Genomic DNA, 25599 nt, shown 5'->3' with positions numbered 1-25599 from the left:
TAATATCTATCAAATTATATTGCTGAGTATATAAGTTGATGACGTTTACTCAAATTTATTTTACATTTTGTAAAACAAATTATCATTCGTTTTGTAAATTGCCGAACTTAATTGTTTATTGAATGAAAACGTTTTTAGAAAAAGATTTTTTACTCTACAGCGAAGAAGCGAAAATATTGTATCATGAAGTTGCAGCAAAAGCGCCTATTATAGATTATCACAATCATTTACCGCCGGAACTGATTGCAAAAGATTATCAATTCAAAAACATTACGGAAGTGTGGCTTGGCGGCGACCATTACAAATGGCGTGCGATGCGAGCAAATGGCGTTGATGAAAGTTATATTACCGGCAACAAGCCTGATGAAGAAAAATTTTTTCAATGGGCAAAAACAGTTCCTTATACTATGCGCAATCCGCTGTATCATTGGACACACCTGGAGTTGCAGCGCTATTTTGATATACATGATTTATTAAATGAGCGTTCTGCACGAAAGGTTTATGAAACCACGTCTTCGTCATTACAAACAAAAGAATATTCCGTTCGTAATTTGCTCCGCAAGATGAATGTTGCAGTAATTTGCACGACAGATGACCCGTGCGACAGCCTCGAATTTCATATACAAATAAAGAATGATGGCTTTGAAATTCCCGTATTGCCTGCGTTTCGTCCCGATGCAGCAATGAACGCAGGCAATACAAGGTTGCTCAACGATTATGTGGCACGGTTGGAAAAAGTTACAAATACGTCTGTTACAGGCTTCAAGGAATATCTTGCAGCTTTGAAATCACGCCACGATTTTTTTGCTTCCGTTGGGTGCAAAGTTTCAGATCATGGTTTGGAACATTTATACGCCGAGGATTATACTGATACAGAAATTGAAACCATTTTTGATAAAATAAGAATCGGGAAATCCATTTCTGCGGAAGAAAATGCGAAATTCAAATCTGCAATGCTCGTCCATTTTGCCGAATGGGATTACGAAAAAAACTGGGTGCAGCAATATCATCTCGGTGCGCTGCGCAACAATAATATTCGCTTGCAAGAATTAGCCGGAGCAGATGTCGGTGCCGATTCCATAGGCGATTATTCGCAAGGTAAATCATTATCCAAATTTCTCGGAAGTCTGGACGCACGCGGCGTTTTGACAAAAACTATTTTGTACAATCTCAATCCTTCGGACAATGAATTGTTTGCTACAATGGCAGGAAATTTTAACGATGGAACTGTGCCGGGGAAAATTCAATATGGTGCTGCATGGTGGTTTCTCGACCAAAAAGACGGCATGGAAAAACAAATCGCCACATTGTCAAATATGGGTTTATTAAGTCGCTTTGTTGGTATGCTTACCGATTCGCGCAGCTTCCTGTCTTTCCCGCGCCACGAGTATTTCAGAAGAATTTTGTGTAATATGTTTGGCGATGACATTGTGAACGGCGAATTGCCGAACGATATGGAATGGATTAAAAAAATAGTAGGCGATATTTGTTTTAATAACGCGAAAAGTTATTTCGGCTGGGAAAATATTATCTAAAAAAGTGAATGTTTGAATGAGTAAAGTTTTTTGTTTCGGAGAGATATTGTTACGAATGTCGTTGTCGGAAAACTGGCGACACGATTCCATTATTAAGTCTTATGTAGGCGGCGCGGAAGCCAATGTGGCTTTTGCTTTGAGCGCATGGAACATTCCTGTAAAATATTGCAGTGCATTTCCCGAAAACTTTGTTGCGGAAAAAATTATTGCTTATCTCGAAGAAAAAAATATTGATACTTCTGCGAGTATCAGAAGTGGCAATCGCATCGGTTTGTATTATTTACAACAAGGCTCTGATTTGAAAAGCGCGGGCACAACTTATGACCGAGCACACTCTTCTTTCGCTGAATTGCAACCGAATACTATTGATTGGAACGAAAAATTGAAAGAGGTGTCTCACGTACATTTGACGGCAATTTCGCCTGCTGTTTCACAAAGTGCGGCGGATGTTTGCGGAGAATTATTAAAAGCTGCGAAGCAAAAAAATATCACGGTTTCGCTCGATTTGAACTATCGTGAAAAACTGTGGAAGTACGGAAAAGAACCGATTGATGTGATGCCTGCGCTTGCCAATTATGCCGATATTATCATGGGGAATATTTGGGCGGCAAATAAAATGTTGGGCATTGAATTAAGTAATAATATAAGTAATTTTTCTTTACAGAATGATTTTCTGCAAGAAGCAGAAAAGTCTTCAAAGTTAATCATGTCGCAGTTCCCAGCGTGTAAAACGGTTGTTAATACTTTTCGTTTTAATCAGGAAAATGAAACTGTAAGATATTTTGCTACAGTTTGTAATAAGAAGGAATTTGTTCATTCCAAAGAAAAAATATACGACAATATTGTGGATAAAGCCGGCACCGGCGATTGCTTTATGGCAGGTGTAATTTATGGTTTGTACAAAAAAAAATCTTTACAGCAAACTGTTGATTTTGCAACCGGCGCAGCTATCGGGAAGTTGTATGAAATTGGCGACCACACGAATCAACGTGTAGAAGATATTGAAAGAAGAATAAATAAAATTGAATAGGGAAGTGAAATATGAACACGCTTTTCCGTCATTCCCGCACAGGCGGGAATCTCTTGTTCGGTTACAGCCGAACAGTAAAGCTTTATCTCGCTTGTGGCGAGATATGAGATTCCCGCCTGCGCGGGAATGACGTGCAAACGTTATCAAATCATTGCAAAACATTTCATTAAAAAACTGAACAAATGAACAATAAAATTTTTGAAGCCATCAAGCAGCAAGGCATTCTTCCATTGTATTTTCATCCAAATGAAGAAGTTAGTTTGAATGTGATGAAAGCCTTATACAGCGCGGGTATCCGTATTGTGGAATATACCAATCGCGGCGGTGAGGCGCTGAGTAATTTTAAAAAAATAATTGAAGCGAAGAGTCAAGATTTTCCTGAAATGATTTTAGGCGTAGGCACTATTAAAAATTCCGATGACGCAGAAAATTATTTAGACGCCGGCGCTGATTTTTTGGTTTCGCCTTGTTATTCAAAAGAAGTCTGGAAAGTGGTAAAAAGTCGTGAAGCTACGTGGATTCCGGGTTGTATGACGCCGACGGAAATCAATAATGCAGAATTGAAAAGCGTCAAATTTGTCAAACTATTTCCCGGTCATTTGTTGCAGCCTGCTTTCGTATCTGCCGTAAAAGATTTGTTTCCCGGGATGAATTTTATGCCTACAGGCGGTGTGGATATGGATGAAAAAAATATCGAGGATTGGTTTAAGTCCGGCGTAGTTGCTGTTGGAATGGGCAGTAAATTAATCAGTAAAAAGTTGATGCAGAGTGAAGATTATGACGCGATAAAATCACTTGCGAAAAAAGCTTTGGATATTGTTCAATCAGTAAAAAATAAATTATGAGCGTAACCGAAAAAGTTGGAAAATTTCGATGGACAATTTGTGCATTGCTGTTTGCCGCTACCACAATCAATTATCTGGACAGGCAAGTATTGAGCTTGCTTGCGCCAAGTTTGTCAAAGCAGTACCACTGGTCAAATTCGGATTATGCCAACATTTCGGGGATTTTCCAATTAGTATATGCGATTGCTTTATTGTTTGCCGGGAGATTTGTGGATAAAGTCGGAACGAAAAAAGGTTATTCCTGGGCGTTAATTATCTGGTCGCTCGGTGCGATGATTCATGCACTCGCAATTCCTATCGGGACAAAACTATCCGTTGTGTTAGGATGGATTGGCATCGCCGGCATTCCCGTTTCGGTATTGGGTTTTCTGTTTGGTCGTTCCGTGCTGGCTATTGGCGAATCGGGCAATTTTCCTGCTGCTATCAAAACAACGGCAGAATATTTCCCTAAAAAAGACAGAGCTTACGCAACAGGCATTTTTAATTCGGGAGCTAATATTGGTGCGATACTCGCTCCATTGACTGTGCCCTGGATTGAGAAGAATTGGGGCTGGCAGTCAGCGTTTATCATCATTGGCGCTGCGGGATTTGTCTGGCTTATTTTCTGGAAGATTTATTATGAAAAACCGGAACAACAGAAGCGGCTTTCTGCAGCAGAACTCAGTTATATCAACAGCGATGATGCCGATGAAATAAAAGTGGTTTCTGAAAAAACAAAGGTTCGTTGGGCTGAATTGTTAAAGTACAATCAGACATGGTCTTTTTTTATCGGTAAATTTTTAACCGATGGCGTGTGGTGGTTTTTCCTGTTTTGGTTGCCGAAATACCTGAACGACCAATATGGTATTAAAGATATGCAAGTGATGTTGCCGTTGGCTGTGTTGTACACCATGACGATGTTTGGCAGTATTTTCGGTGGCTGGTTTCCCATTTATTTTATTAAGAAAACAGGTTGCAAACCTTATGATGGTCGTATGCGTGCCATGTTGATTATTGCTTTATTCCCTTTATTGGTTTTGTTGGCGCAACCTTTGGGCGCGTATAGTTTTTGGATTCCCGTAATTTTGATTGGTGTTGGCGCCTCGGCACATCAGGCATGGTCGGCAAATATTTTTACTACTGTTTCCGATATGTTTCCAAAGAAAGCTGTCGCGAGCGTTACCGGTATTGGCGGACTTGCAGGCGGTGTAGGCGGCTACTTGGTTACGAAAATAAGCGGTTGGTTATTTGATTATTACAAAGCGCAGGGGCATCTTGCAACCGGCTATACTATTGTGTTTGCATTCTGTGCAATCGCCTATTTGCTGGCTTGGATTATTATGAAAAGTTTGGTTCCGAAATATAAATTAATAACGGATTTATAAAACAAAACAGGTATGAAAAAATGTGTTCTGCTAATTATCGTTATTTTTCTCTTTCATCGGTTTTCTATGGCGCAAGAAATAATTCCTTTGTATAATAAAGTTCCCAATAGCAAGCCCTCTGCGACATACAGGGAAAAAGCAGATACGGGAACAGATGGAATTATCAGAATAAGCAAAGTAAGTGTTCCTACAATTACGGTTTTTCATCCCGATAAAAATATTGACCAGCATACGGCAATTATCATTTGTCCGGGCGGAGGATATACGATTCTTGCATTTAACTGGGAAGGGACAAGCATTGCTGAAACGCTTGTAAAATGGGGCATTACGGCGATTGTACTGAAATACAGATTGCCAAGTGATGATATTATGACTGACAAAACAATCGGTCCTTTGCAGGATGCGGAACGTGCAATTCAATTGGTAAGAATGAACGCAAAAAAATGGAATATCGACAGCTCTAAAATTGGTATCATGGGCTTCTCGGCGGGTGGAAATTTGGCGGCAAATTTATCTACGCTTTATAATGATATGGTCATTGATAATCCGCAGCATATTTCTTTGCGCCCCGACTTTTCTGTTCTCGGTTATCCGGTTATCAGCATGGATAAAAAAATTACACACATGGGGAGCCACGATGCGCTTCTCGGCAAAAATTCAAGTATAATTTTGGAGCAAAAATTTTCTAATGAACTAAATGTAACTGAAAACACGCCGCCTGCGTTTTTATTTTTGGCAAATGACGACAATGTTGTCAATCCTTTAAACAGTATTGATTATTATGAGGCGTTGTTGAAAAATCATGTTCCTGCTGAATTACATATTTATCAAAACGGCGGACATGGTTTCGGACAAGACTTTCAGAGGATTAACGGTAATTGGACGGACAGGCTGAAGCTGTGGCTGCAACACAATCATTATTTATCTACAAAAAATTAAAAAATAATATGGCAGATTTTTCATTAAAAAACAAAGTGATTATTGTAACCGGCGGCACGGGAATTTTAGGCGGTTCTTTCGTTTCGGCGATTGCGGAAGCAGAAGGAAAAGTGGTAATTATTGGGCGCAACAAAGAACGACTGAATAAAAAAGAAGAAGCTGTGAAATCTGCAGGCGGCGAAGCTTTGAGCATTCAGGCAGATGTAATGGAAGAGGCTCAACTGGTGGAAGCAAGAGAAAAAATTCTTTCCGTTTACGGCAAAATTGACGGATTGGTAAATGCAGCAGGCGGCAATGTTCCTGAAGGAATTTTACAGGCAAATGATGATATTTTTTCTATGAACATTGCAGGTATGCAAAAAGCGTTGTCGCTCAATCTTTGGGGCAGTGTGATTCCTACACAAATCTTCGGGCAGGCGATGAAAGAAAACGGCGGAAGTATTGTCAATATTTCATCCGTAAGCTCGAAAACCATATTAACTAAAGTTTTAGGTTATAGTATGGGCAAAGCGGCAATCGACACTTATACAAGTTGGTTTGCAGTCGAAGCCGCGCGCAGATACGGCGATAAAATCCGTATGAATTCCATTACGCCGGGCTTCTTTTTAACGGAACAAAACAGAACATTATTAACCAATTCCGACGGTTCATTAACAGACAGAGGAAATGCAATTATTGCCAATACACCTTTCAACCGTTTCGGTAAGCCGGAAGAGCTGAACGGCGCGCTGGTGTGGCTTTTGAGCGATGCGTCTAAATTTGTTACGGCAAGCACCGTAATGGTCGATGGTGGGTTCACGGTGTTTAGTGGAGTGTAAAGCCCCCTCAATCCCCCGAAAGGGGAATTTGAAACGAGATAATAGCATATTCAATTCACGACTGGCGTATCACGACTCACGATATAAACCGATAATAAGTAACTGATAACAGAAAACATTAAAGCATGGAATACACAATGCGCTGGTACGGACCAAACGACGGCGTTACTTTAAAAGATATTGCGCAGGCTGGCTGCACGGGCGTTGTAACGGCTTTGCACCAAATTCCCGTAGGCGAAATATGGACGGATGAAGCCATCAAAGAACGAAAAAAAATGATTAAAGCCGAAGGGTTGAAATGGTCTGTTGTAGAGAGTTTGCCCGTGCATGAAGATATTAAAAAACGTAACGGCAATTATCAACAATGGATTGAAAACTATAAAATTAGTTTACAAAATTTGAGCTCAAACGGCATTTATGTAATTACGTACAATTTTATGCCTGTGCTGGATTGGCTGAGAACGAACCTGAATTATGAAACGCGCACAGGTTTTGCTTTGCGTTTTGAATGGCTGCCTTTTGTGGCGTTTGATTTATTCATTTTGCAAAGACCTGATGCAGAAAAAGATTATTCCGAAAGTGATATTGCGAAAGCAAAAAATTATTTTGACAATCTTTCTGCCGAACAAAAAGAAAATCTCGCAAAGGCTTGTATGCAGGGACTTCCGGGCAGCAAGGAAGCATTTTCAAAAGAAAAAATATTGTCTTTGTTGGACGAATACAAAGGCATTGACGAAGCAACCTTGCAACAAAATTTATTTTTATTTCTCAACGAAATTTCAACTGTTGCGGAAGCGGCAAATATGCAAATGGCAATTCATCCTGACGACCCGCCGTTTCCTGTTTTGGGATTGCCGCGCATTATGAGCCATGCCAATCATGTAAGAAAAATGATTGAAAATGTCCCGTCAAAAATCGCAGGCTTATGCTTTTGCACCGGTTCTTACGGCGCACGAAAAGAAAATAATTTACAGGCAATGTTTCAGGAATTTTCTTCCCGCATTTATTTTTTGCATTTGCGCAGCACACAAAGAGATAATGAAGGAAACTTTTTTGAAGCAGATCATCTTGCAGGCGATGCCGATTTATTCAGCATTGTAAAACTTGCAACGGAATTAGAACGTAGCGAAAACAAAATTATTCCCATGCGGCCCGATCACGGGCATCAATTGAATATTGATAATGATATTGACAGTTATCCCGGCTATTCTTTCGTAGGAAGGTTAAAAGGTTTGGCGGAAATTAAAGGAATGGAAACGGCAATTAAAAGGCTGAGCAATTATTAAAAAGAATAAATTAAACAACACGCGCATTTTCGGTCTTGAAATTGTAAAGATTTGCCATTCGTATAAAAAATACGTTTAGATTCATTGATATGCATTAAATTTGCATGATTTTTTTATTACAGCAACATTAAAATAAATTTCTGTTTAAGATGTCATTATTAAAGAATAAGATTAAGGTGGCGATTGTCGGAGTTGGCAACTGTTCCAGTTCTCTTGTGCAGGGAGTTGAATATTATACTGCACATCCCGAAGAAAAATCGGGTTTGATGTCGGATAATATCGGTGGATATACGGCATCGGATATTGAATTTGTTTGCGGTTTTGAAGTGGATACACGCAAAATAGGCAAGCCATTGAAAGAAGCTATTTTTACAAAACCAAACTGCGCTATTGTATTGTACGACAATATTGCAACTGAAGCACCTGTTTATCCGGCACCTGTGCTGGATGGTGTTTCTCCTTTGATGCTTGAGTATCCGGAAGACACAAGATTTGTGGTAAATGAAGCTGTAGCGGATACGGATTTACTGAACAAAAATCAAACATATAATGCAGCACATGTAGAAGCATTACGTGCGCAAATTATTCAGCAATTACAGGAACATGAAGTTGAAGTTTTGTTGAACTATTTGCCGGTAGGCTCTCAAAAAGCAACTGAATTTTGGGCAGAGATTTGTTTGGAACTTGGTATTTCTTTAGTAAACTGTATTCCTGTTTTTATTGCGTCTGACCCTAAATGGGAACAGAAATTTATTGATGCAGGCATTCCGATTATCGGCGACGATATGAGAAGTCAATTCGGTGCAAGCATCTTGTCGCAAATGTTGCAGGAGCTGGCATTTGAACGCGGGCATGTGGTAAGAGCGCATATTCAGAGAAACGTAGGTGGAAACACAGACTTTATGAATATGGAAGATAAAACCCGCTTAAAGAGCAAGAAAATTTCCAAAGAAAATGTAATTCGCGCACAGAACGATATTCGCGGTATTTCTACAAAAGGAAGTTTCCTGCACGCAGGTCCTTCTGAATACATTGCTTATTATGGCGATAATAAAGTGGCGAATTTCCGTTTGGAACTGGAAGGTTTCATGGGTTCTCCGGTTATTTTTGATGCACAACTATCTGTACAGGATTCTCCAAATTCAGCCGGTGTGGTAATTGATGCAATTCGTTATGTATATGTAGCACGTGAAATGGGCTTGGCAGGCGCATTGCGCGGACCGTCAGCTGCTACGCAAAAAACACCCCCTGAGCAAATGATGTTCAGTCATGCGATAGAAGAATGTCATGCTTTGGCAGAAAGAAGACTGACCGATTCTACCAGCAAGCAATTGAAAAAAGAAGCGGTTGGCGTGAATTAGTTTTTCAGAAATATTGATATAAGAAGTCCCGATAGAATAATAATTTCTGTCGGGATTTTTTGTTTAATTACTATTGACAACAGATTTTGATTTTCTTTCTACCGTTTCAATCCACACGGCGTAATCATTCGGTTCAATTTCCCTGCCTTTTAACTGTGCATTTGCCCGTGTAAATGCCGCACCGAAATATAAAATGATAGCAGAATAATACACCCAACTCAAAATAATAATGATAGAACTTGCTGCGCCGAAAGTATTGGTAATGGTGCTTTTCTGCAAATAATAGCCGATTAAAAACCTTCCGAGCATAAACAGAATGGCGGTTGTGATAGCGCCCACAAAGACATCCTGCCACTTGATGCGGGCATCGGGCAACACTTTAAAAATAATAGCAAACAAAGTGGTGGTGGTTAAAAATGTGATAGCAATATTCACGATATATGAAGTGAATACCGTGCTTTCGGGAAATAGTTGATTAAGTCTAGACATCAGCGCGGCGAGCAATGCATTGACCAATAAAGAAACCAACAAAATGAATCCAAGGCTAATCACAATGGAAAAGCTCAATAATCTGTTCAATAATAATTTTAACCAGCCATGTTTCGGCTTTGCCCGTACCCGCCAAATAGTATTAATCGAATCCTGAATTTCGGTAAATACACCGGTTGCCGATATTATAAGTGCAACAATGCCAATTACCTGCATCAGTACATCGCGTTGCATGGCAATTACATTTTGTATAATGGATTGTATTTGCAATGCAACCGCATCGCCTACTACTTTGCGTATCTGAAGAAAAATATATCCTACAGGTTTTTTACTTGCAAATACTGATACGAATCTTAATACAATAATCAATACGGGAGCTAAGCCGAAAATAGTATAATATGCCAATGCCGCACTCATGCGAAAGATATTCAGCGCACCGAAATCTTTGGCGGTTTGCACCAACGCCTTCCATATATGTTTCAGCTCTTTCTGCATTAAGAACTAAGTTTTTCGTTATTTAAGTGCCTTGTTGCATCGCGGATATTTTTCTTTTCAAAATTCTTTTGTAGTGCTTCGGTAAGATTGATATTGGTTTGATTTGCCAAACAAAGCAAAACCCACAATACATCAGCCATTTCATCGGAAAGCTCTTTGCCATTATCGCTTTCTTTGAAAGATTGTTCGCCATAAGTGCGCACCATTAATCTGGAAAGTTCGCCTACTTCTTCCATTAAAATTCCGAGATTGGTCAGTTCGTTGAAATAACGAACACCAACGGTTTTTATCCAGTTATCTACTTGCTGTTGTGCTTCTTGTATTGTCATGATTATTTGTTTGACTACACGAATTGCAGCGAATTACACGAATCATTTTTGCGATTTATTGAAAAGAATAGTTTAGCGTAAATTGTTTTAATTCGTGTTAAAAGATGCTCTTATGAATTATAAATTTATGTTTGGAAATTATTTTACAAAAGAAATTCGTGTAATTGGGTTTAAAATTCGTGTCATCAAAACTATTCTTTATTCTTCGTATCTATCCAAATTGTAACGGGTCCGTCATTTATCAAATTCACTTGCATATCTGCGCCGAACGTTCCTGTTGCAATTTTCTTGCCTGAATCTTTTTCCAGTTGTGCAATCATTTTTTCGTACAAAGGAATTGAAATATCAGGCTTTGCTGCGCGAATGTATGACGGACGATTGCCTTTCTTCGTTGCAGCGTGTAACGTAAACTGGCTGACTAACAAAATGTCTCCGTCAATATCTTTCAGAGACAAATTCATCACGCTTTGTTCGTCGTTAAAAATTCTGAGGTTGATGATTTTATTGCTTAACCAAATAATATCCTCATCATTGTCCGCATCTTCAATGCCTAATAAAATCAATACTCCACGTTGAATATTGCTTTTTATTTTTCCATCAATGGAAACCGATGCTTGAGAAACTCGTTGGATTAATGCCCGCATATTTTTATTACACGAATTACGGCGAATTGCACGAATTATGAAACAATTATCTTTACAAAAATATTTAAAGAAATTCGTGTAATAAAAAATTTATGATAGACATTTCATCTGAACTGATTTTTAAAACGGCGCGCAGCGGCGGCAAAGGCGGACAAAACGTGAATAAAGTGGAAACGATGGTGGAGGCGCGCTGGAACATAGCTGCATCCGGCATTGTAAGTGAAGAACAAAAGAAAATTATTTTATCAAAACTTGCTTCGCGCATCAATAAAGACGGATTTCTTTTGATGAAATCTCAAACAGAAAGAACGCAATTGGGCAACAAAGAAATTGTTACACAAAAGATAAATGAACTCATCAATAAAGCATTAGTCAAAAAGAAAACAAGACTTGCAACAAAGCCCTCCGTAGCTTCAAAAGAAAAACGTTTGGAAAGCAAAAAGCTCAATTCATTGCGCAAGCAACAACGAGGGAAGAATTGGGAATAATCTGAACCATGATTTGGAAAGATTTTAGAAATTTAAGGATAATGGGAAACCGATAACCAACAGTAAGAATAATTGGTGTAATTAGTTTTAATTCGTGTAATAAAATACATTTGAGCAAAATATTTTCGTTTGAGTAAGATAAAACAATTAGCAGGACAAACGGTTTGGTATGGACTGAGCAGCGTGGGAAAAAAGATGCTGGCTTATTTATTAACGCCTTTGCTTACCTATTTGCTGAGCGACAACAAAGGCATGATTGAATATGGAAACATCAGCATCATTTATGTTTGGGTTGCCGTTGCCAACATTGTGTTTACTTACGGAATGGAAACGGCGTATTTCCGATTTTCTAATTTAGAAGGAATTGAAAAGAAAACATTGTTTCGCACGTCGTTTAGTTCGATTATCGCTACGACCATTTTACTCTGTGCAATTATATGTCTTTGCAGAGTTCCGATAGAAAATCATTTCGGGTTAAATCATCATCCTGAATATATCGTGTGGCTTTCTGTAATGATTGGTTTAGATACGCTTGCTGCAATTCCTATGGCGAAACTTCGGCAGGAAAATCGTCCGCGCAAATATGCGTTTATCAATCTTTTCAGCATTGTTTGTAACATCGTTTTTATTATCGTGTTTATGGTGGTTTTGCCGCGTTGGGTAAGCGCGCATCCTTCAAATAGTTTTTCTGTTTGGTATGGAACAAAAGACAGAACAGGCTTTGTAATTCTCGCCAATGTTTTAGAGAATATTATCGTAATGCTGTTGCTTCTTGGCGAATGTAAAAGCTTTAGGTTTAAGATAAATATCGATTTACTGAAACGCTTGCTGAAATACAGCACACCAATGATTATTATTGGTTTGGCAGGAATGGTAAACGAAGTTATGGACAGGGAATTTCTAAACAGATGGCTGCCATATTCAGCCGATGTAAACAAACGAATTGTAGCCATATACAGCGCCAATTACAGGTTTGCGATTTTTATATCGCTTTTTATTCAGGCTTTTAAAATGGCTGCTGAACCGTTTTTCTTTAACCAGTCGAGAGAGAGAAATGCGCCCGCTTTATACGCGCGTATTATGAAATGGTTTGTGATTACGCTTGCAGTCGCTTTTCTTTTTACCGCGTTGTTTTTAGATGTTTGGGAACACATCATCATTCAGGGAAAAGAATACCGAACAGGACAAGATATTGTTCCTGTTTTGTTATCGGCAAATATTTGCCTTGGCGTGTATTACAATTTATCTGTTTGGTACAAGCTTACGGACAAAATGAGAATGGGTTTATACATTACATTAATCGGTGCAGCAATAACCATTGCAGGCAATTATTTCTTCATACCAAAATTCGGAATGTATGCCAGCGCATGGACAACATTTATCTGTTATCTTGTAATGATGATTGTTTGCTATCTCGTAGGGCAAAAATATTTCCCTGTTCCTTATAATGTAAAAAAGATAACGGCTTACTGGTTTGTAATGCTGCTGTTATATTTCGCAAGCGTAGGCGTGGCGCACGTTACAGACAGCTTGATAATTAAAACGATTGTGGGAATTGTTTTAATGTTTTTATTTTTATTACTTGTTTTGTGGGCAGAGAAAAAAGAAGTTCAGTCAATGCCTGTGGTTGGAAAATTTGTGAAGAAATATTTAGGTTAATCTTTCATAAAAAGCCGCTTTAATCAAAGCGGCTTTTTATGACTATAACTTTATGCTTTTGTAATCGGTATTTTCACTTCTGTATTTTCCCATTTCAACACCAAAAACTTTCCTTCAAAAGTCATCGTAAATGTTTCCTGTAACGGAGATAATGTTTCGGGCTTTTCAGTTATTTGGAACAAATCTTTGTCTTTGTTCTTTTCGTATTCCGTTCCCCATTGCTTCGGGTTTCCATTGATGATAAAAGTCCATTCATTTTTGTTTGGAATCGAATACAAAGCGTAGGTTCCTTTTTTCAGCAATTTGCCGCCGAATTTTATGTCTTCCTTCGCCTCAATAGTCGTAGCTGCGTTTGCGCCCACGCGCCAGATTTGTCCGTAAGGTTGCAAGAAAGAACTTCCTTCGCCAAAAATTTTTCGTGACCGAACAGATGGCTGAGAATAATTGATAACAACCAATTTGTTTTCAACTTTCGCCGGCGGACTTAACGGTTTCTTATGTTCCTGTGCAAAAGAAGTTGAAAATATTACAGCACAGAACGATGCAAGCGCCAATAGTTTTTTCATAACATGAGTTTTAATATGATTTGTAATAAACAAATGTATGCAATTCGCTTCGCAAAAAATTTCCGCATTCATATCTTAACACAAAAATTAATGTTTTTCTTCTTTCACGAAATAGATGCGACATTTGTGAATTAAAAAAGAGAAGAACTATAATATAGCCTCCTCTTTTTTAGTACTGATGTAGAATTATTTTGCTTATATTTTCACGTTCTTCAGCATATCCTCCACCATTGTTGCTAAGTCATATTCGTGTTTCCAGCCCCAATCCTGTCGCGCTTCTTTATCGTCAATGCTTTGCGCCCAACTGTCTGCAATTGCCTGACGAAAATCGGGAGTATAAGTAATCGAAAATTCGGGAATATGCTTTTGAATTTCTGCTGCGATTTCTTTTGGCGAAAAGCTGATTGCCGCAAGATTATAGGAACGATGCGATTTAATGTTTTCTTTTGGAGCATCCATCAGCTCAAGCGTTGCGCGAATGGCATCTTCCATGTACATCATCGGGAGATAAGTGTCTTCACTAAGAAAACAGTTATAAGACTTATTTTTTAATGCTTCATAAAAAATTTCCACTGCATAATCTGTAGTGCCGCCGCCCGGTGCAGACTTATAGCTGATGATTCCCGGATAGCGAATACTGCGTACATCCACGCCGTATTTTTGAAAATAATATTCACACCAGCTTTCGCCTGCATATTTGCTGATTCCGTAAATAGTGGTTGGTTCTATAATCGTGTGTTGCGGGCAATTTTGCTTTGGCGATGTAGGTCCGAAAACCGCGATGCTGCTGGGAAAAAATACTTTGTCTAATTTGTATTCGCGGGCAATTTCCAATACATTCAGTAATGCCTGCATATTGATATTCCATGCGAACAACGGATTTTTTTCGCCCACGGCGGAAAGCACCGCAGCTAACAAATATATTTGCGTAATGCTTTCTTTTTTTACAACTTCTTCAATTTGCTGTTTGTTCAAAGCGTCTATCAAAACAAATGCGCCTGTACCGGCAAGTAAAGGATTTTCTTCGCGCAAATCCGATGCAATTACATTTTCGTTGCCGTATTTTTTTCTCAAAGCCAAGGTCAGTTCAACACCTATTTGTCCGCCTGCACCTATGATTAAAATCGTGTCTGTATCGTTAGACATACCTGTTAAAATTTTACGAGCGCAAAGAAAGCAAAAGTTTATGTAAGTTCGCACAATTGTAAACAAATAACACAAACGTTTTATATGAGTCGTTTCTCTTTTTTAAAAAATTTATTTGCCAATCAATCTTATGACGAAAACAATTTTTTCCTCATTGCAGGACCTTGCGTAATAGAAAGCGAAGAGCTGCTGGATGAAGTCGCGGCAAAGGTTTCAGTGATTACTAAAAATTTAGGTATTCCGTATATTTTCAAATCGAGTTATAGAAAAGCTAATCGTACAAGCGCCAATTCTTTCACGGGCATCGGCGATGAATCTGCATTGGAAATTTTGAAAAAGACGGGAGAAAAATATGGTTTGCCCACAACTTCCGATATTCATTCCGCGCCGGAAGCGGCTGTAGCTGCGAAGTATGTGGATGTGTTGCAGATTCCGGCATTCCTTTGCCGGCAAACAGATTTGTTGTTAGCTGCGGCGGACACTAAAAAAATAGTGAACGTAAAAAAAGGACAATTTCTGAGTGGTGCATCCATGAAATTTGCCGTAGAGAAAATTACCGGCGAAGGCAATGAACGAGTAATGCTTACAGAGCGAGGAACGACTTTCGGATACCAAGACTTGGTAGTTGATTATCGCAATATCCCGGTTATGCAGGAAAACAAAGTTCCTGTGATAATGGATTGTACGCACAGTTTGCAACAGCCAAACCAAACGAGCGGCGTTACCGGCGGCAATCCGCAAATGATTGAAACCATTGCCAAGGCTGCGATTGCGGCGGGTGCAGACGGTTTGTTTATAGAAACGCATCCCAATCCTGCAGTGGCAAAAAGCGATGGCGCAAATATGCTGCGATTGGATTTGCTCGAACCTTTGTTGGAAAAATTAGTGAAGCTGCGGAAAGCTGTGGTTTAAGTTTAAAGCATAAATGTTTTTATGAAAAAGATTTCTTTATGTATTCTGTCTGTCTTTATGGTTTTTTCGATAAAAGCGCAAGTAGCGGAAGATACTGTGTCCGAAAACTTTAAAGTATATAGATATAACACTTTGTTATTGACAAGGAATATTGATACGCTTTCTCAATTAATAAAAACATTTAACAACGAAGAATTGTTTGATTGGATTCAGCAAAATTTTTGGATGAGGTTTGCTGTGAGTTTCAGGACAATCAATTACAATAAGGAACTCGAATTGCTTGATAGCTTATATAAGAATTCTCCCAAGAAATTATTGCCTTTTATTGAGCCTTTATTTCTATGGGCAAAGGCAGATGTAAACGGTGCAGATAATAAAGACAGCAGCGTCAAAATTGATAATGCTTTAAAGTTAATTCGACTAAATGATGATTTTTGGGAAAAGGGCTATGCCGGGAGATATGGATTGTTATTGTCTTGCTCTCTTTACGTGATAGGGCATCGTGCAGAATCACAACATATTTTAGACAGCACAATTTTCAGACTGTCTAAACTGAATAAAGCACATGAGGATTTATTAATTCGCAGCCTTTTATCGCACGGATACTATATCAAGTATAAATATTTTGATAAAAATTATGCTGACTCATTAAATGATATAAAGCTTGCAGCAAAATATTCTATGGATACAGCCGAACAGAATTCTGCTATAACTCATACATTGAATGATAATGTATATCTTTTGAATTATGGTATCGAAGGTCTTTATGGAACTGATGCCAAGCACGCATACATAGGAGCATATGCGGAATTTTTGAAAAAGTTGGGAAATAAAATATTAGCGCTTCGAGAATATACAAACTCGTTCATAGAGAATGCAGATAATTTCTCTGATTTAGAAAATTTCTATAATGCCAATTTCAATAAAACGACTTTCAAAGAATATCTTTACGACAGTGTTTTTGTCAAATTAAAAACACCTGCTCCTTTTTCGCTTAAAAATATTCTGGGTAAAACAATATCGTTGCACGATTATAAAAACAATTGGGTGTTGATAGATTTTTGGGGAACTTGGTGCGGACCTTGCATTGCAGAAATGCCCAAAGTAAATCAGCTTTACGACGATATAAAAAATCACAAGAGAGATATACGTCTTATAAGCATTTCTTGTCTCGATAAAATTGAGAATGTTATGCATTTTCAATCAAGCCATAATTATGATTTTCCCGTAGCAATGTCGAATGGAACAGTTGAAAAAGATTATCACGTAGAATCATTTCCTACGAAATATTTAATAACGCCAACAGGAAAAATTATTTTACTGAGATTTGGTTATGATTGGTTGAAAACCGTAAATGAACTTACAAAATATTAAGGTTACATATTTCCATTTTTCTTTTAACTTAATTGTATGGAATTGCTTTTACAAAACGTATCAAAACACGTATCACTTTCGCACGAAGAACAGGAAATATTTCTTTCTTATTTCACGGAAAAATCGTTGAAGCGGAAAGAATATTTGCTGCGTGAAGGAGAGATTTGCCGAGGCACAGCGTTTGTAACCAAAGGCTTGTTGCGCAGTTATTCGGTTGATAAAAACGGTTTTGAACACGTGATACAATTTGCACCGGACGGCTGGTGGATTAACGATATGTACAGCCACAATTACGAAAAGCCTGCACGTCTTTTCATAGATGCACTGGAAGATGTTACATTTCTTTGGTTGCAAAAATCGGATAGGGAAAATATGTACAAAGTGATACCTAAACTGGAAAGATTTTTCAGGATATTGGCGGAAAATTCTTTGATTTCGTATAAGAACAGGCTCATTAATTCCTTGAGTCTTCCCGCGAAAGAGCGCTATCAAAGTTTTTGTGCGGAATATCCTACGTTGATTGAATGTTTGCCGCAAAAGCAAGTAGCATCGTACATTGGCGTAACGCCCGAATTTTTGAGCAAAATGTTGAATGCAACTTAGTCACGAAACAGCGTTCGACGAAGTTAATGCACGAATTTTTATTACATTATTTATTCGTGCATTCGTGGCATACACACATTATCATCCGTCTGTAAAATCTTCTGTTATTACTTCTTTAAACAATTTCATAACTGTTTAAATCGTAATTTTGCGCATCAATTTTACAACCATGTTAGACAAAATAGAAAGTGCTATTGAAGATATAAAAAACGGCAAAATGGTTATTGTGGTGGATGATGAAGACCGTGAAAACGAAGGCGATTTTATTACTTCTGCTCAAAATATTACGCCTGAAATCATCAACTTTATGAGTAAAGTCGGTCGCGGACTAATCTGTGCACCGCTTACTGAAACGCTTGCCGATAGATTCGATTTATCGTTTATGGTGCCGAAAAATACCGCACTGCACGAAACACCTTTTACTGTGAGTATTGATTTACTTGGGTACGGTAATACAACGGGGATTAGCGCGCAGGACAGAGCGAAAACAATTCGCGCATTAATTGATGAAAATACCAAGCCCGAAGACTTTGGCAGACCGGGACATATTTTTCCTTTACGTGCAAAGGAAAACGGCGTTTTGCGCCGCGCAGGACACACGGAAGCTGCGGTTGATTTGGCGCGGCTCGCAGGACATCCGCCGGTTGGCGTTTTGGTGGAAATTATGAATGAAGACGGAACAATGGCGCGATTGCCGGAACTTGAAATTATTGCGAAGCAATACGATTTAAAAATTATTTCCATCCAGGACTTAATTCAGTATCGTTTAAAATCCGACAGCCTGATTGAAGAAGTTGTGCGCGTGGATATGCCCACCAAATACGGGCATTTTAAACTCGTTGCTTTCAGAGAAAAAAATAATTCGGCGGAACATTTGGCTTTAATTAAGGGCGAGTGGAAAGAGGGCGAACCTGTATTAACGCGCGTGCATTCAAGTTGCCTCACAGGCGATATTATGGGTAGCATGCGTTGTGATTGCGGCGAGCAATTGCACGCTGCGATGCGCATGATCGAAAAAGAAGGAAAGGGCATGGTTTTATATATGAATCAAGAGGGGAGAGGTATTGGCTTGATTAATAAATTACGCGCGTATAAGTTGCAGGAAGAAGGTTATGATACTGTGGAAGCCAATTTGCATTTAGGTTTCAAAGCCGACCAAAGAGATTATGGCGTGGGCGCACAAATACTGCGTTATCTCGGCGCAACCAAACTGCGTTTGATGAGCAACAATCCAAGTAAGCGTGTAGGATTAAATGGTTACGGAATTGAAATTGTTGATACCGTTGCAATTGAGATTGTACCAAACGAGCACAATGAAAAATATCTGCAAACCAAGAGAGATAAAATGGGGCACACTATTTTGAAATGATATAAAAGGGGCATCATTCGAGGTGGACTTTATCGTTCTTGACTTGTAATCACAAATGAATTATTTACTTATTTCTGATACACAAATTTCTTATTGAATAGCAATCGGAAAGCGCTATGGCACTATTTTTCGACTAAATAAGTGCCTTCAATAGACAGTTTTCCTTCTTCTCAGATATAACAAAATAATCCCTGCAATAATGAACGGGACACTTAGTAACTGTCCCATATCCAAAAACATACGGCTTTCAAATGGCTCTTGGTTTTGTTTCCAAAACTCAATGATGAAGCGTGCCGTAAACATACTAACAAGAAAGACCCCAAAAAGAAAACCATTGCGTTTGTTATGCATACTGAAATACAATTTATACAGAAAAATAAAGATGGCGAGATAGGCAAATGATTCATAAAGCTGGGAAGGATGACGTGGTATCATATCCACTTTTTCAAAAATAAAAGCCCATGGAACATTTGTAGGTGTACCAATAATCTCCGAATTGAACAAATTGCCCAACCGTATAAATGTTCCCGCTAATGCCACCACAATGGACAGTCTGTCCAGCAACCAAAGAAAATTAACCTTATATTTTTTGCAATACAGTACACAAGCAATGAGTATGCCGATTGCACCGCCATGACTTGCCAACCCGCGATAACCGATAAAACTGATTGTACCATTTTGCCCGATTTGAATAGGTAAAACTACTTCCAAAAGATGATACCTATAATAGCTCCAGTCATAAAAAAAGCAATCCCCCAATCTTGCACCGGCAAGTGTGGCTATCACAATATAAATCACAAGATTCCCCAACAGTTTCTCATCTATATGTTCCCTCCTGAAAATATTCAGCAGGATTTGATATCCGAAAGAAAATGCCAATACGAACATTAAAGAATAGTAATGCAGGGCAAATCCATGGACACTAAAAATATCCGGATTTATGTTCCAATGTATAAATGAGATCATGTATTTATTGTTTTGAATATGATGATGTAACCTACAAAATGGATTTTTTCTCCGAAATTGATATATAAATACCTATATAAACTTTTGCCACCGCAAGTACCAGCAGACCGCCAATAATCATGTCTTCTGTATCGGAAATTTTGAAGCCTGGAAAAAATTGAGAAATCAATTCTTGCATGCCGATAGCAAAAGAAAAAACAACAACAATCCAAGTTAGTAATCTTCTTTGCTTTCTGACATTCTCATTCAATCCGGCTTTCCGTATAACCTTTGCCAGTAGCCTGCTGTCAATAGTATCTGTTACCAACATACCAAGCGTAAACACCGCGCCGGTGCACAATGCTGCGGCATAGCTTCCCGATGTGGCGGCAGAGTATCCCCATGATGCAGCATCAGCCAGTGTATCAAGAAACATGGCAAAACAGGCGCCTATTAACAACGCAGATAATGAGTTAGATGCGCTATTTTTTTTATTCGGTAAAGCAAATGTATGCCTGTGTCCGGAATGATTTCCTATGAGCAATTTCACATTTAAAAATGCAATCACAAAAAGTAACAAAATAGGTAGCCAGCTCAACCAATGTATCCAATGTTTTGTTAGATGAAAGTGCATCGCCGACATCCCCGTAATACTGATGATAAGCGTAATTACAATGCCATGCCCGAGCGCGAAGAATGTACCAAGCCATGGAACTATTCCAGATTTACCTTGCCTTGTTAAATGCATGCCAAGTCCGTCAATAGCTGCAATATGGTCTGCTGCCAGTCCATGTTTTAATCCGAGAACAAAAACCAATAACCATCCGTACACGTCTATAATTATTTTATCTTTGCAAAGGTATTCAATAAATGCAACTTTGTTGCATAATTAATTGGAATAAATTATAACAAATTGAAACACTAAATCAAAAGCTTTGCAGTGCTGCCAAACATTACCGTAAAATTCAGCACGTTGCCTCCCGCGCCCGGCGGTTTCATTCCTTATGCAAGAGTGGAACATTGTAAATATTTTATTGCCGATAACGACCGGGCTTTCATCGGTACGGGCAATTGGGAATGGAGCTATTTCAACAATACGGTGGATGCTTCCGTATTTTTTAGCGGCAAAGAACCTGTATCAACGCTTGTAAATATTTTCGACAGAGATTGGAACGGTTCCTATGTTACCACAATTCAGCCGGGCGTTGAGTATAAATCATTGAGCAGTATGAATATATTTTTTCGTTGTAGCCGGGACTTTATATGATGAACTATTGTACTGGATAACATTGCGGGCACTTTTATCTATAATTATTTTTAAAATTATATTTTCAATAAATATTGAAAATTCAGAAATTATATTATCTTTGTGTCATGAACATACAAGAATCACAGAAGAAGTTTATAGAAACGTGGGGACATCTTGGAAGTCAATGGGGTATAAACAAGTCTGTTGCACAAATCCATGCTTTGTTATTGATTTCGCCCGAACCTATAACAACTGAACAGATAATGCAAGAGTTGGTTATTTCTCGTGGCAACGCTAATATGGGATTGCGTCAGCTGATAGACTATTGGGGCATCGTGTATAAAAAATCTGTTGCCGGCGACAGGAAGGAATATTTTGTTGCAGAAAAAGATATTTGGAAATGGTCGCACAAAATCGGCAGTGTAAGAAAGAAACGCGAATTAGACCCCGTTTTGGAAGTTTTATCGGAATTGAAACAAGTAAAAAATACGGACAAAACTGCTGAAGGAAAAGAGTTTGTAACACAAATCGCGAACATTGAGCAATTTACTTCACAAATCGGAAGCTTGGCTGACAAGCTGTTTAATTCTCAAAAAGGAGAATTTCTGATGAAGCTTCTCAAATTATTTTTATAAAGATGAACTACAACATTCTTGCTTATATTATTTATTTGATAATTATGGTCATAATTATTTATTGGTTGGGCAGGAAGTTGCATTCTATTGGTCGCGTGTTCATTTTAAATCTGTATAAAGATGATGTGAGGGCTTGTGATTCTTTAAACAATGTGTTGCTCGTTGTATATTATCTTTTCAATATTGGTTATACTTTTTTAAAGCTCCGAAACTGGCAGTACATAAGTGATTGCGGAGAATTGATTTATTCGCTGAGTGTTAATATCGGTGCGCTTTTGATTATTCTTTCCGTTACGCATTATTTCAATATGGCACTGATATATTGGTTATCCAAAAAACAAAAAAATATTTCTTCACTTTAAATTCTATAGTATGAAAAATCAACTTGTAGTATTGGCGTACAGTATTTATTTGCCAATTGCATTATTGCTTACATGGTATGTTGCAAAAACACTTTTTAAAAACAGCATCGTGTACATGAAAGACATTTTCCCAAGCAGAGACGATGTTGCAATAGCAACAAACTCTCTGTTCCGAATCGGTTTTTATTTACTAAATATTGGCTTCGCCTTATTCATTTTGAAAATGAATTATATCGCCAATGCGCAGGGAACAATTGAAGCACTGAGCTATAAAATCGGCGGTTTCAGCGTTTATCTCGGAATTATGCTGTTTCTGAATATGTATTTATTTTTCAGGGGAAGAAGAGTTGCGAAACATTCACTTAAATAAACTTTATTTTATGCAACCAAAAATTGTTTTGGCAGGCGGCACAGGTTTTCTTGGTAAATATTTGTTTGAGAAATATGCTTCGCTGGGTTATGATATTCTTGTTATATCGAGAGGGAAAAACTACGTTGATTGGAACGATAAAAAAGCAATTATTGAAGCACTCGACGGTGCAGAAATGCTGGTTAATCTTGCAGGAAAATCTGTGAATTGCAGATACACCGAAGTAAACAAAAAAGAAATATTGGATTCAAGAGTAGAAACGACTAAAATTTTAGGCGAAGCGGTTTTGCAATGTAAAACGCCGCCTAAAATCTGGATGAATGCAAGCACAGCAACTATTTACAGACACTCGGAAGACAAACCCATGACGGAAGAAAGCGCGGAATATGGCAAAGAATATTCTTGCTTCGTAGGTAAAACCTGGGAAGAAACTTTTTTCAGTTTTTCGCTTCCGCAAACTCGGCAAGTTGCATTAAGAATATCTATTGTTTTAGGTAAAGATGGCGCGCTTCCGGAATACGAAAAAATTGTTCGTTGGGGTTTAGGCGGTAAACAAGGTAATGGAAATCAAATGATGAGTTGGATTCATATAGATGATTTTTACCGGGCGGTCTCTTTTATTCAAAATCATTCGTCAATTGAAGGAAAGGTAAATATTACTTCGCCCAATCCTGTTCCCAATCACTTTTTCATGGAAACTTTGCGAAAATCCATGAACAAAAAATTCGGTTTAGCCACGCCAAAATGGATGCTAAAAATAGGAGCGTCGCTCATGGGAACTGAAATTGAATTATTGCTAAAAAGCCGTTGGGTTGTGCCTCAAAAATTATTGGCAAACGGATTTGAATTTGAATTTCCTACAATAGAAAAAGCGTTAAAAAATTTGGAACAACCTGCCGAATAATCGTAACATTTTCTATCGTACTATGTAACCCAAAATGCCTTAATTTTGCGAAACATTTTTTAAAACTCAAATACATTTTATGGCGTACGACGTAATAGTTATAGGAAGTGGTCCGGGCGGTTATCCTGCTGCAATCCGCGCTTCGCAGTTAGGTTTTAAAGTTGCAATTATCGAGAGAGAATTATTGGGCGGCATTTGTTTGAACTGGGGTTGCATTCCCACAAAAGCGTTGTTGAAAAGCGCTCAGGTTCATGAATATTTTAAACATTCTGATGCTTACGGAATTAAAGCCGAAAACATAGAAGCGGATTTTGCGGCTATTGTGAAACGCAGTCGTGGCGTAGCAGACAAAATGAGCAAAGGTGTTCAGTTCCTGATGAAGAAGAATAAGATTGACGTGATAATGGGCACTGCAAAACTGGTTGCTAAAAATCAGGTTGAAGTTGCTGCCGCAGATGGAAGCAAACAAACTCTGGAAGCTGCGAATATCGTAATCGCTACAGGCGGAAGAAGCCGCGTATTGCCGAATATTCCTCAAGACGGAAAGAAAATTATCGGATATCGCGAAGCATTGGTTTTGCCCGAAAAACCCAAGTCTATGCTGATTGTGGGAAGCGGCGCAATAGGAACTGAGTTTGCGTATTTTTATAACAGCATGGGCGTGAAAGTTACGCTGGTTGAGTATTTCGACAGAATCGTTCCGGTGGAAGATGCGGATATTTCCAAAGAACTGGAAAAGCAATTTAAGAAGCAAGGCATTGAAGTAATTACAAGCGCTAACGTTGAAAAAGTAGATGTTACAGACGCCGGAACCAAATCATTAGTTAAGAAAAAAAACAGCAGTGAAGTATCCATTGAAGCGGATATTGTTTTAAGCGCGGTTGGCGTAGTTGCGAATGTTGAAAATCTCGGTTTGGAAACATTAGGCATTACGGTTGAAAAAGGAAAAATTATTGTAGATAAATATCAGCAGACAAATGTGGCAGGCATCTATGCGATTGGCGATTGCACACCACACCAGGCTTTGGCGCACAAAGCGAGCAAAGAGGGCATCAATGCTGCGGAACACATCGCTTTTGTCAATAAAAAACTGGCGCACGAACCTGAAGGTATTGATTACGGTAATGTTCCGGGCTGTACATATTGCGAACCGGAAATTGCATCTGTTGGTTTAACAGAAGCTCAGGCAAAAGAAGCAGGATATGAATTGAAGATTGGAAAATTTCCTTTTATCGCTTCAGGTAAAGCTACGGCTGCCGGTGCGACCGACGGTTTTGTGAAAGTAATCTATGATGCGAAATACGGCGAATTGCTGGGTGCGCACATGATTGGTTTGAATGTTACCGATATGATTGCAGAAGCTGTGGTAGCAAGAAAACTGGAAACAACAGGACATGAAATTCTGAATGCAATCCATCCACACCCGACAATGAGCGAAGCGTTTAAAGAAGCAACAGCAATGGCTTACGGCGAGGCAACAGATATTTAATTAAGAATTTAGAAAAATGAAAAAGCCCTTACGCTCTTTCGTTAAGGGCTTTTTTATTAAAAAATAAAAAAAGTTCTGTTGAGTTTACAATCCGAATTTACTTGCAAAGCCATCCTTTAAAAAGAAATTGAAATATTCCCGATTGTTGGAGTGGAGTGAATCTGTAATTTTTGTTTCTCCTTTTTGGAATAAACTTAGAATGCCCTTTTTCAGGTTCGGTTGATAAGTTGCAACGTTTTTACATGCAGTAAAACCACATATTAATAAACCGTATAAGAGCACTTTGCGCATAACTATTTGCTTGGCAGTGAAAAATATAGTTTGATACTTCAAAGATACTTTAAATAGTTTTTAGTACTTTCGGATTTCACGATTGTATTTGAAATCCTTAAT

Annotated in this window: 25 protein-coding genes and 2 pseudogenes; 20 read left to right on the top strand and 7 right to left on the bottom strand. The window is 38.5% G+C overall.

Annotation, left to right across the window (positions count from 1 at the left end):
* Nucleotides 1–122 precede the first annotated feature (122 nt).
* The 8 genes from uxaC to A9P82_RS03165 all read left to right on the top strand — a co-directional run bounded on the left by uxaC (nt 123) and on the right by A9P82_RS03165 (nt 9178).
* Entirely contained in the window at nt 123–1535 is a 1413-nt protein-coding gene (uxaC, locus tag A9P82_RS03200) for a glucuronate isomerase (RefSeq protein ID WP_066204128.1), read from the top strand.
* Nucleotides 1536–1551: 16 nt separating this feature from the next.
* Nucleotides 1552–2565, top strand: a complete 1014-nt coding sequence (locus A9P82_RS03195; protein ID WP_066204126.1) for a sugar kinase — start codon at nt 1552–1554, stop codon at nt 2563–2565.
* Between the two features lie 182 nt (nt 2566–2747).
* On the top strand, nt 2748–3410 hold the full coding sequence (locus tag A9P82_RS03190) for a bifunctional 4-hydroxy-2-oxoglutarate aldolase/2-dehydro-3-deoxy-phosphogluconate aldolase (protein ID WP_066204125.1): 663 nt from the start codon (nt 2748–2750) through the stop codon (nt 3408–3410).
* Nucleotides 3407–4774, top strand: coding sequence for an MFS transporter (locus A9P82_RS03185; protein WP_066204124.1), 1368 nt, complete (start codon nt 3407–3409; stop codon nt 4772–4774). Before A9P82_RS03190 ends, A9P82_RS03185 begins: the two co-directional genes overlap by 4 nt.
* Nucleotides 4775–4786: 12 nt before the next feature.
* Complete coding sequence (locus A9P82_RS03180) at nt 4787–5713, top strand: alpha/beta hydrolase (RefSeq protein ID WP_066204122.1); 927 nt, start codon at nt 4787–4789, stop codon at nt 5711–5713.
* Between the two features lie 8 nt (nt 5714–5721).
* Nucleotides 5722–6531 carry an SDR family oxidoreductase gene (locus A9P82_RS03175; RefSeq protein WP_066209531.1) on the top strand — a complete coding sequence of 270 codons (810 nt, stop codon included), beginning with the start codon at nt 5722–5724 and terminating at the stop codon, nt 6529–6531.
* A gap of 125 nt (nt 6532–6656) precedes the next feature.
* Entirely contained in the window at nt 6657–7817 is a 1161-nt protein-coding gene (uxuA, locus tag A9P82_RS03170; protein ID WP_066204120.1) for a mannonate dehydratase, read from the top strand.
* A gap of 149 nt (nt 7818–7966) precedes the next feature.
* Entirely contained in the window at nt 7967–9178 is a 1212-nt protein-coding gene (locus A9P82_RS03165) for an inositol-3-phosphate synthase (protein ID WP_066204117.1), read from the top strand.
* Between the two features lie 63 nt (nt 9179–9241).
* On the opposite strand, the gene A9P82_RS03160 is transcribed toward A9P82_RS03165, so the two are convergent.
* From A9P82_RS03160 to dtd, 3 genes are all read right to left on the bottom strand, one after another.
* Complete coding sequence (locus A9P82_RS03160) at nt 9242–10162, bottom strand: YihY/virulence factor BrkB family protein (RefSeq protein ID WP_066204115.1); 921 nt, start codon at nt 10160–10162, stop codon at nt 9242–9244.
* Entirely contained in the window at nt 10162–10491 is a 330-nt protein-coding gene (locus A9P82_RS03155; RefSeq protein WP_066204112.1) for a nucleotide pyrophosphohydrolase, read from the bottom strand. Before A9P82_RS03155 ends, A9P82_RS03160 begins: the two co-directional genes overlap by 1 nt.
* 191 nt (nt 10492–10682) lie before the next feature.
* Nucleotides 10683–11135 (bottom strand): D-aminoacyl-tRNA deacylase, encoded by a 453-nt coding sequence (dtd, locus tag A9P82_RS03150; protein WP_066204111.1) that lies wholly within the window; start codon nt 11133–11135, stop codon nt 10683–10685.
* A 95-nt stretch (nt 11136–11230) separates the two neighbouring features.
* On the opposite strand from dtd, the pseudogene arfB reads away from it, so the two are divergent.
* Together arfB and A9P82_RS03140 are read left to right on the top strand one after the other, a co-directional pair.
* Nucleotides 11231–11623, top strand: a pseudogene (gene arfB / locus A9P82_RS03145) (alternative ribosome rescue aminoacyl-tRNA hydrolase ArfB); the annotation flags it as partial.
* Nucleotides 11624–11752: 129 nt separating this feature from the next.
* Nucleotides 11753–13282 (top strand): lipopolysaccharide biosynthesis protein, encoded by a 1530-nt coding sequence (locus A9P82_RS03140; RefSeq protein ID WP_066204107.1) that lies wholly within the window; start codon nt 11753–11755, stop codon nt 13280–13282.
* A gap of 50 nt (nt 13283–13332) precedes the next feature.
* Here the strand turns inward: A9P82_RS03140 and A9P82_RS03135 are convergent, their stop codons facing one another.
* Both A9P82_RS03135 and A9P82_RS03130 read right to left on the bottom strand, forming a co-directional pair.
* A complete protein-coding gene (locus A9P82_RS03135) occupies nt 13333–13848 on the bottom strand; it encodes a DUF2911 domain-containing protein (RefSeq protein WP_066209529.1) in 516 nt (171 codons plus the stop codon).
* Between the two features lie 195 nt (nt 13849–14043).
* Entirely contained in the window at nt 14044–14994 is a 951-nt protein-coding gene (locus tag A9P82_RS03130; RefSeq protein ID WP_066204105.1) for an NAD-dependent epimerase/dehydratase family protein, read from the bottom strand.
* Nucleotides 14995–15078: 84 nt separating this feature from the next.
* On the opposite strand from A9P82_RS03130, the gene kdsA reads away from it, so the two are divergent.
* From kdsA to A9P82_RS03110, 4 genes are all read left to right on the top strand, one after another.
* Nucleotides 15079–15906 (top strand): 3-deoxy-8-phosphooctulonate synthase, encoded by an 828-nt coding sequence (gene kdsA / locus A9P82_RS03125; RefSeq protein WP_066204103.1) that lies wholly within the window; start codon nt 15079–15081, stop codon nt 15904–15906.
* A gap of 21 nt (nt 15907–15927) precedes the next feature.
* Nucleotides 15928–17280 (top strand): TlpA family protein disulfide reductase, encoded by a 1353-nt coding sequence (locus tag A9P82_RS03120; RefSeq protein ID WP_082915196.1) that lies wholly within the window; start codon nt 15928–15930, stop codon nt 17278–17280.
* Between the two features lie 36 nt (nt 17281–17316).
* The gene (locus A9P82_RS03115; RefSeq protein ID WP_066204099.1) at nt 17317–17883 is read left to right on the top strand and encodes a Crp/Fnr family transcriptional regulator; all 567 of its coding nucleotides are present in this window, start codon (nt 17317–17319) and stop codon (nt 17881–17883) included.
* 169 nt (nt 17884–18052) lie between these two features.
* A complete protein-coding gene (locus A9P82_RS03110; RefSeq protein WP_066204098.1) occupies nt 18053–19252 on the top strand; it encodes a bifunctional 3,4-dihydroxy-2-butanone-4-phosphate synthase/GTP cyclohydrolase II in 1200 nt (399 codons plus the stop codon).
* A 147-nt stretch (nt 19253–19399) separates the two neighbouring features.
* On the opposite strand, the gene lgt is transcribed toward A9P82_RS03110, so the two are convergent.
* Together lgt and A9P82_RS03100 are read right to left on the bottom strand one after the other, a co-directional pair.
* Nucleotides 19400–20218, bottom strand: a complete 819-nt coding sequence (gene lgt, locus A9P82_RS03105; protein ID WP_066204096.1) for a prolipoprotein diacylglyceryl transferase — start codon at nt 20216–20218, stop codon at nt 19400–19402.
* A gap of 31 nt (nt 20219–20249) precedes the next feature.
* Nucleotides 20250–21029 carry a hypothetical protein gene (locus tag A9P82_RS03100; RefSeq protein WP_066204094.1) on the bottom strand — a complete coding sequence of 260 codons (780 nt, stop codon included), beginning with the start codon at nt 21027–21029 and terminating at the stop codon, nt 20250–20252.
* A 108-nt stretch (nt 21030–21137) separates the two neighbouring features.
* Between A9P82_RS03100 and A9P82_RS03095 the strand changes: the two genes are divergently transcribed.
* From A9P82_RS03095 to lpdA, 6 genes and pseudogenes are all read left to right on the top strand, one after another.
* The gene (locus tag A9P82_RS03095; RefSeq protein WP_066204092.1) at nt 21138–21464 is read left to right on the top strand and encodes a phospholipase D-like domain-containing protein; all 327 of its coding nucleotides are present in this window, start codon (nt 21138–21140) and stop codon (nt 21462–21464) included.
* 107 nt (nt 21465–21571) lie between these two features.
* Nucleotides 21572–22081 (top strand): GbsR/MarR family transcriptional regulator, encoded by a 510-nt coding sequence (locus A9P82_RS03090; RefSeq protein ID WP_066204091.1) that lies wholly within the window; start codon nt 21572–21574, stop codon nt 22079–22081.
* 2 nt (nt 22082–22083) lie between these two features.
* Nucleotides 22084–22443, top strand: a complete 360-nt coding sequence (locus tag A9P82_RS03085; RefSeq protein ID WP_066204090.1) for a hypothetical protein — start codon at nt 22084–22086, stop codon at nt 22441–22443.
* A gap of 10 nt (nt 22444–22453) precedes the next feature.
* Nucleotides 22454–22813 carry a hypothetical protein gene (locus tag A9P82_RS03080; protein ID WP_066204086.1) on the top strand — a complete coding sequence of 120 codons (360 nt, stop codon included), beginning with the start codon at nt 22454–22456 and terminating at the stop codon, nt 22811–22813.
* Nucleotides 22814–22823: 10 nt separating this feature from the next.
* Entirely contained in the window at nt 22824–23717 is an 894-nt protein-coding gene (locus A9P82_RS03075) for a TIGR01777 family oxidoreductase (RefSeq protein WP_066209528.1), read from the top strand.
* 61 nt (nt 23718–23778) lie between these two features.
* Nucleotides 23779–25206 (top strand): annotated as a pseudogene (gene lpdA, locus A9P82_RS03070) (dihydrolipoyl dehydrogenase); the annotation flags it as partial.
* Between the last annotated feature and the right edge of the window lie 393 nt (nt 25207–25599).

This window comes from Arachidicoccus sp. BS20, assembly GCF_001659705.1.
Classification (GTDB): Bacteria; Bacteroidota; Bacteroidia; order Chitinophagales; family Chitinophagaceae; genus Arachidicoccus.
Note: the sequence above shows the minus strand (reverse complement) of the source record. Positions and strands in the feature narration are given on the sequence as shown.

Excerpts from the sequence above, each read along its gene's own strand:
- A9P82_RS03110 (WP_066204098.1), top strand. The coding sequence starts at position 18,053 with ATGTTAGACAAAATAGAAAGTGCTATTGAAGATATAAAAAACGGCAAA.
- A9P82_RS03160 (WP_066204115.1), bottom strand. The coding sequence starts at position 10,162 with ATGCAGAAAGAGCTGAAACATATATGGAAGGCGTTGGTGCAAACCGCC.
- A9P82_RS03085 (WP_066204090.1), top strand. The coding sequence starts at position 22,084 with ATGAACTACAACATTCTTGCTTATATTATTTATTTGATAATTATGGTC.
- A9P82_RS03190 (WP_066204125.1), top strand. The coding sequence starts at position 2,748 with ATGAACAATAAAATTTTTGAAGCCATCAAGCAGCAAGGCATTCTTCCA.
- A9P82_RS03130 (WP_066204105.1), bottom strand. The coding sequence starts at position 14,994 with ATGTCTAACGATACAGACACGATTTTAATCATAGGTGCAGGCGGACAA.
- A9P82_RS03080 (WP_066204086.1), top strand. The coding sequence starts at position 22,454 with ATGAAAAATCAACTTGTAGTATTGGCGTACAGTATTTATTTGCCAATT.
- dtd (WP_066204111.1), bottom strand. The coding sequence starts at position 11,135 with ATGCGGGCATTAATCCAACGAGTTTCTCAAGCATCGGTTTCCATTGAT.
- A9P82_RS03155 (WP_066204112.1), bottom strand. The coding sequence starts at position 10,491 with ATGACAATACAAGAAGCACAACAGCAAGTAGATAACTGGATAAAAACC.
- A9P82_RS03165 (WP_066204117.1), top strand. The coding sequence starts at position 7,967 with ATGTCATTATTAAAGAATAAGATTAAGGTGGCGATTGTCGGAGTTGGC.
- A9P82_RS03180 (WP_066204122.1), top strand. The coding sequence starts at position 4,787 with ATGAAAAAATGTGTTCTGCTAATTATCGTTATTTTTCTCTTTCATCGG.
- uxaC (WP_066204128.1), top strand. The coding sequence starts at position 123 with ATGAAAACGTTTTTAGAAAAAGATTTTTTACTCTACAGCGAAGAAGCG.
- A9P82_RS03115 (WP_066204099.1), top strand. The coding sequence starts at position 17,317 with ATGGAATTGCTTTTACAAAACGTATCAAAACACGTATCACTTTCGCAC.
- A9P82_RS03135 (WP_066209529.1), bottom strand. The coding sequence starts at position 13,848 with ATGAAAAAACTATTGGCGCTTGCATCGTTCTGTGCTGTAATATTTTCA.
- A9P82_RS03075 (WP_066209528.1), top strand. The coding sequence starts at position 22,824 with ATGCAACCAAAAATTGTTTTGGCAGGCGGCACAGGTTTTCTTGGTAAA.
- A9P82_RS03185 (WP_066204124.1), top strand. The coding sequence starts at position 3,407 with ATGAGCGTAACCGAAAAAGTTGGAAAATTTCGATGGACAATTTGTGCA.
- A9P82_RS03195 (WP_066204126.1), top strand. The coding sequence starts at position 1,552 with ATGAGTAAAGTTTTTTGTTTCGGAGAGATATTGTTACGAATGTCGTTG.
- A9P82_RS03090 (WP_066204091.1), top strand. The coding sequence starts at position 21,572 with ATGAACATACAAGAATCACAGAAGAAGTTTATAGAAACGTGGGGACAT.
- A9P82_RS03120 (WP_082915196.1), top strand. The coding sequence starts at position 15,928 with ATGAAAAAGATTTCTTTATGTATTCTGTCTGTCTTTATGGTTTTTTCG.
- uxuA (WP_066204120.1), top strand. The coding sequence starts at position 6,657 with ATGGAATACACAATGCGCTGGTACGGACCAAACGACGGCGTTACTTTA.
- kdsA (WP_066204103.1), top strand. The coding sequence starts at position 15,079 with ATGAGTCGTTTCTCTTTTTTAAAAAATTTATTTGCCAATCAATCTTAT.
- A9P82_RS03175 (WP_066209531.1), top strand. The coding sequence starts at position 5,722 with ATGGCAGATTTTTCATTAAAAAACAAAGTGATTATTGTAACCGGCGGC.
- lgt (WP_066204096.1), bottom strand. The coding sequence starts at position 20,218 with ATGATCTCATTTATACATTGGAACATAAATCCGGATATTTTTAGTGTC.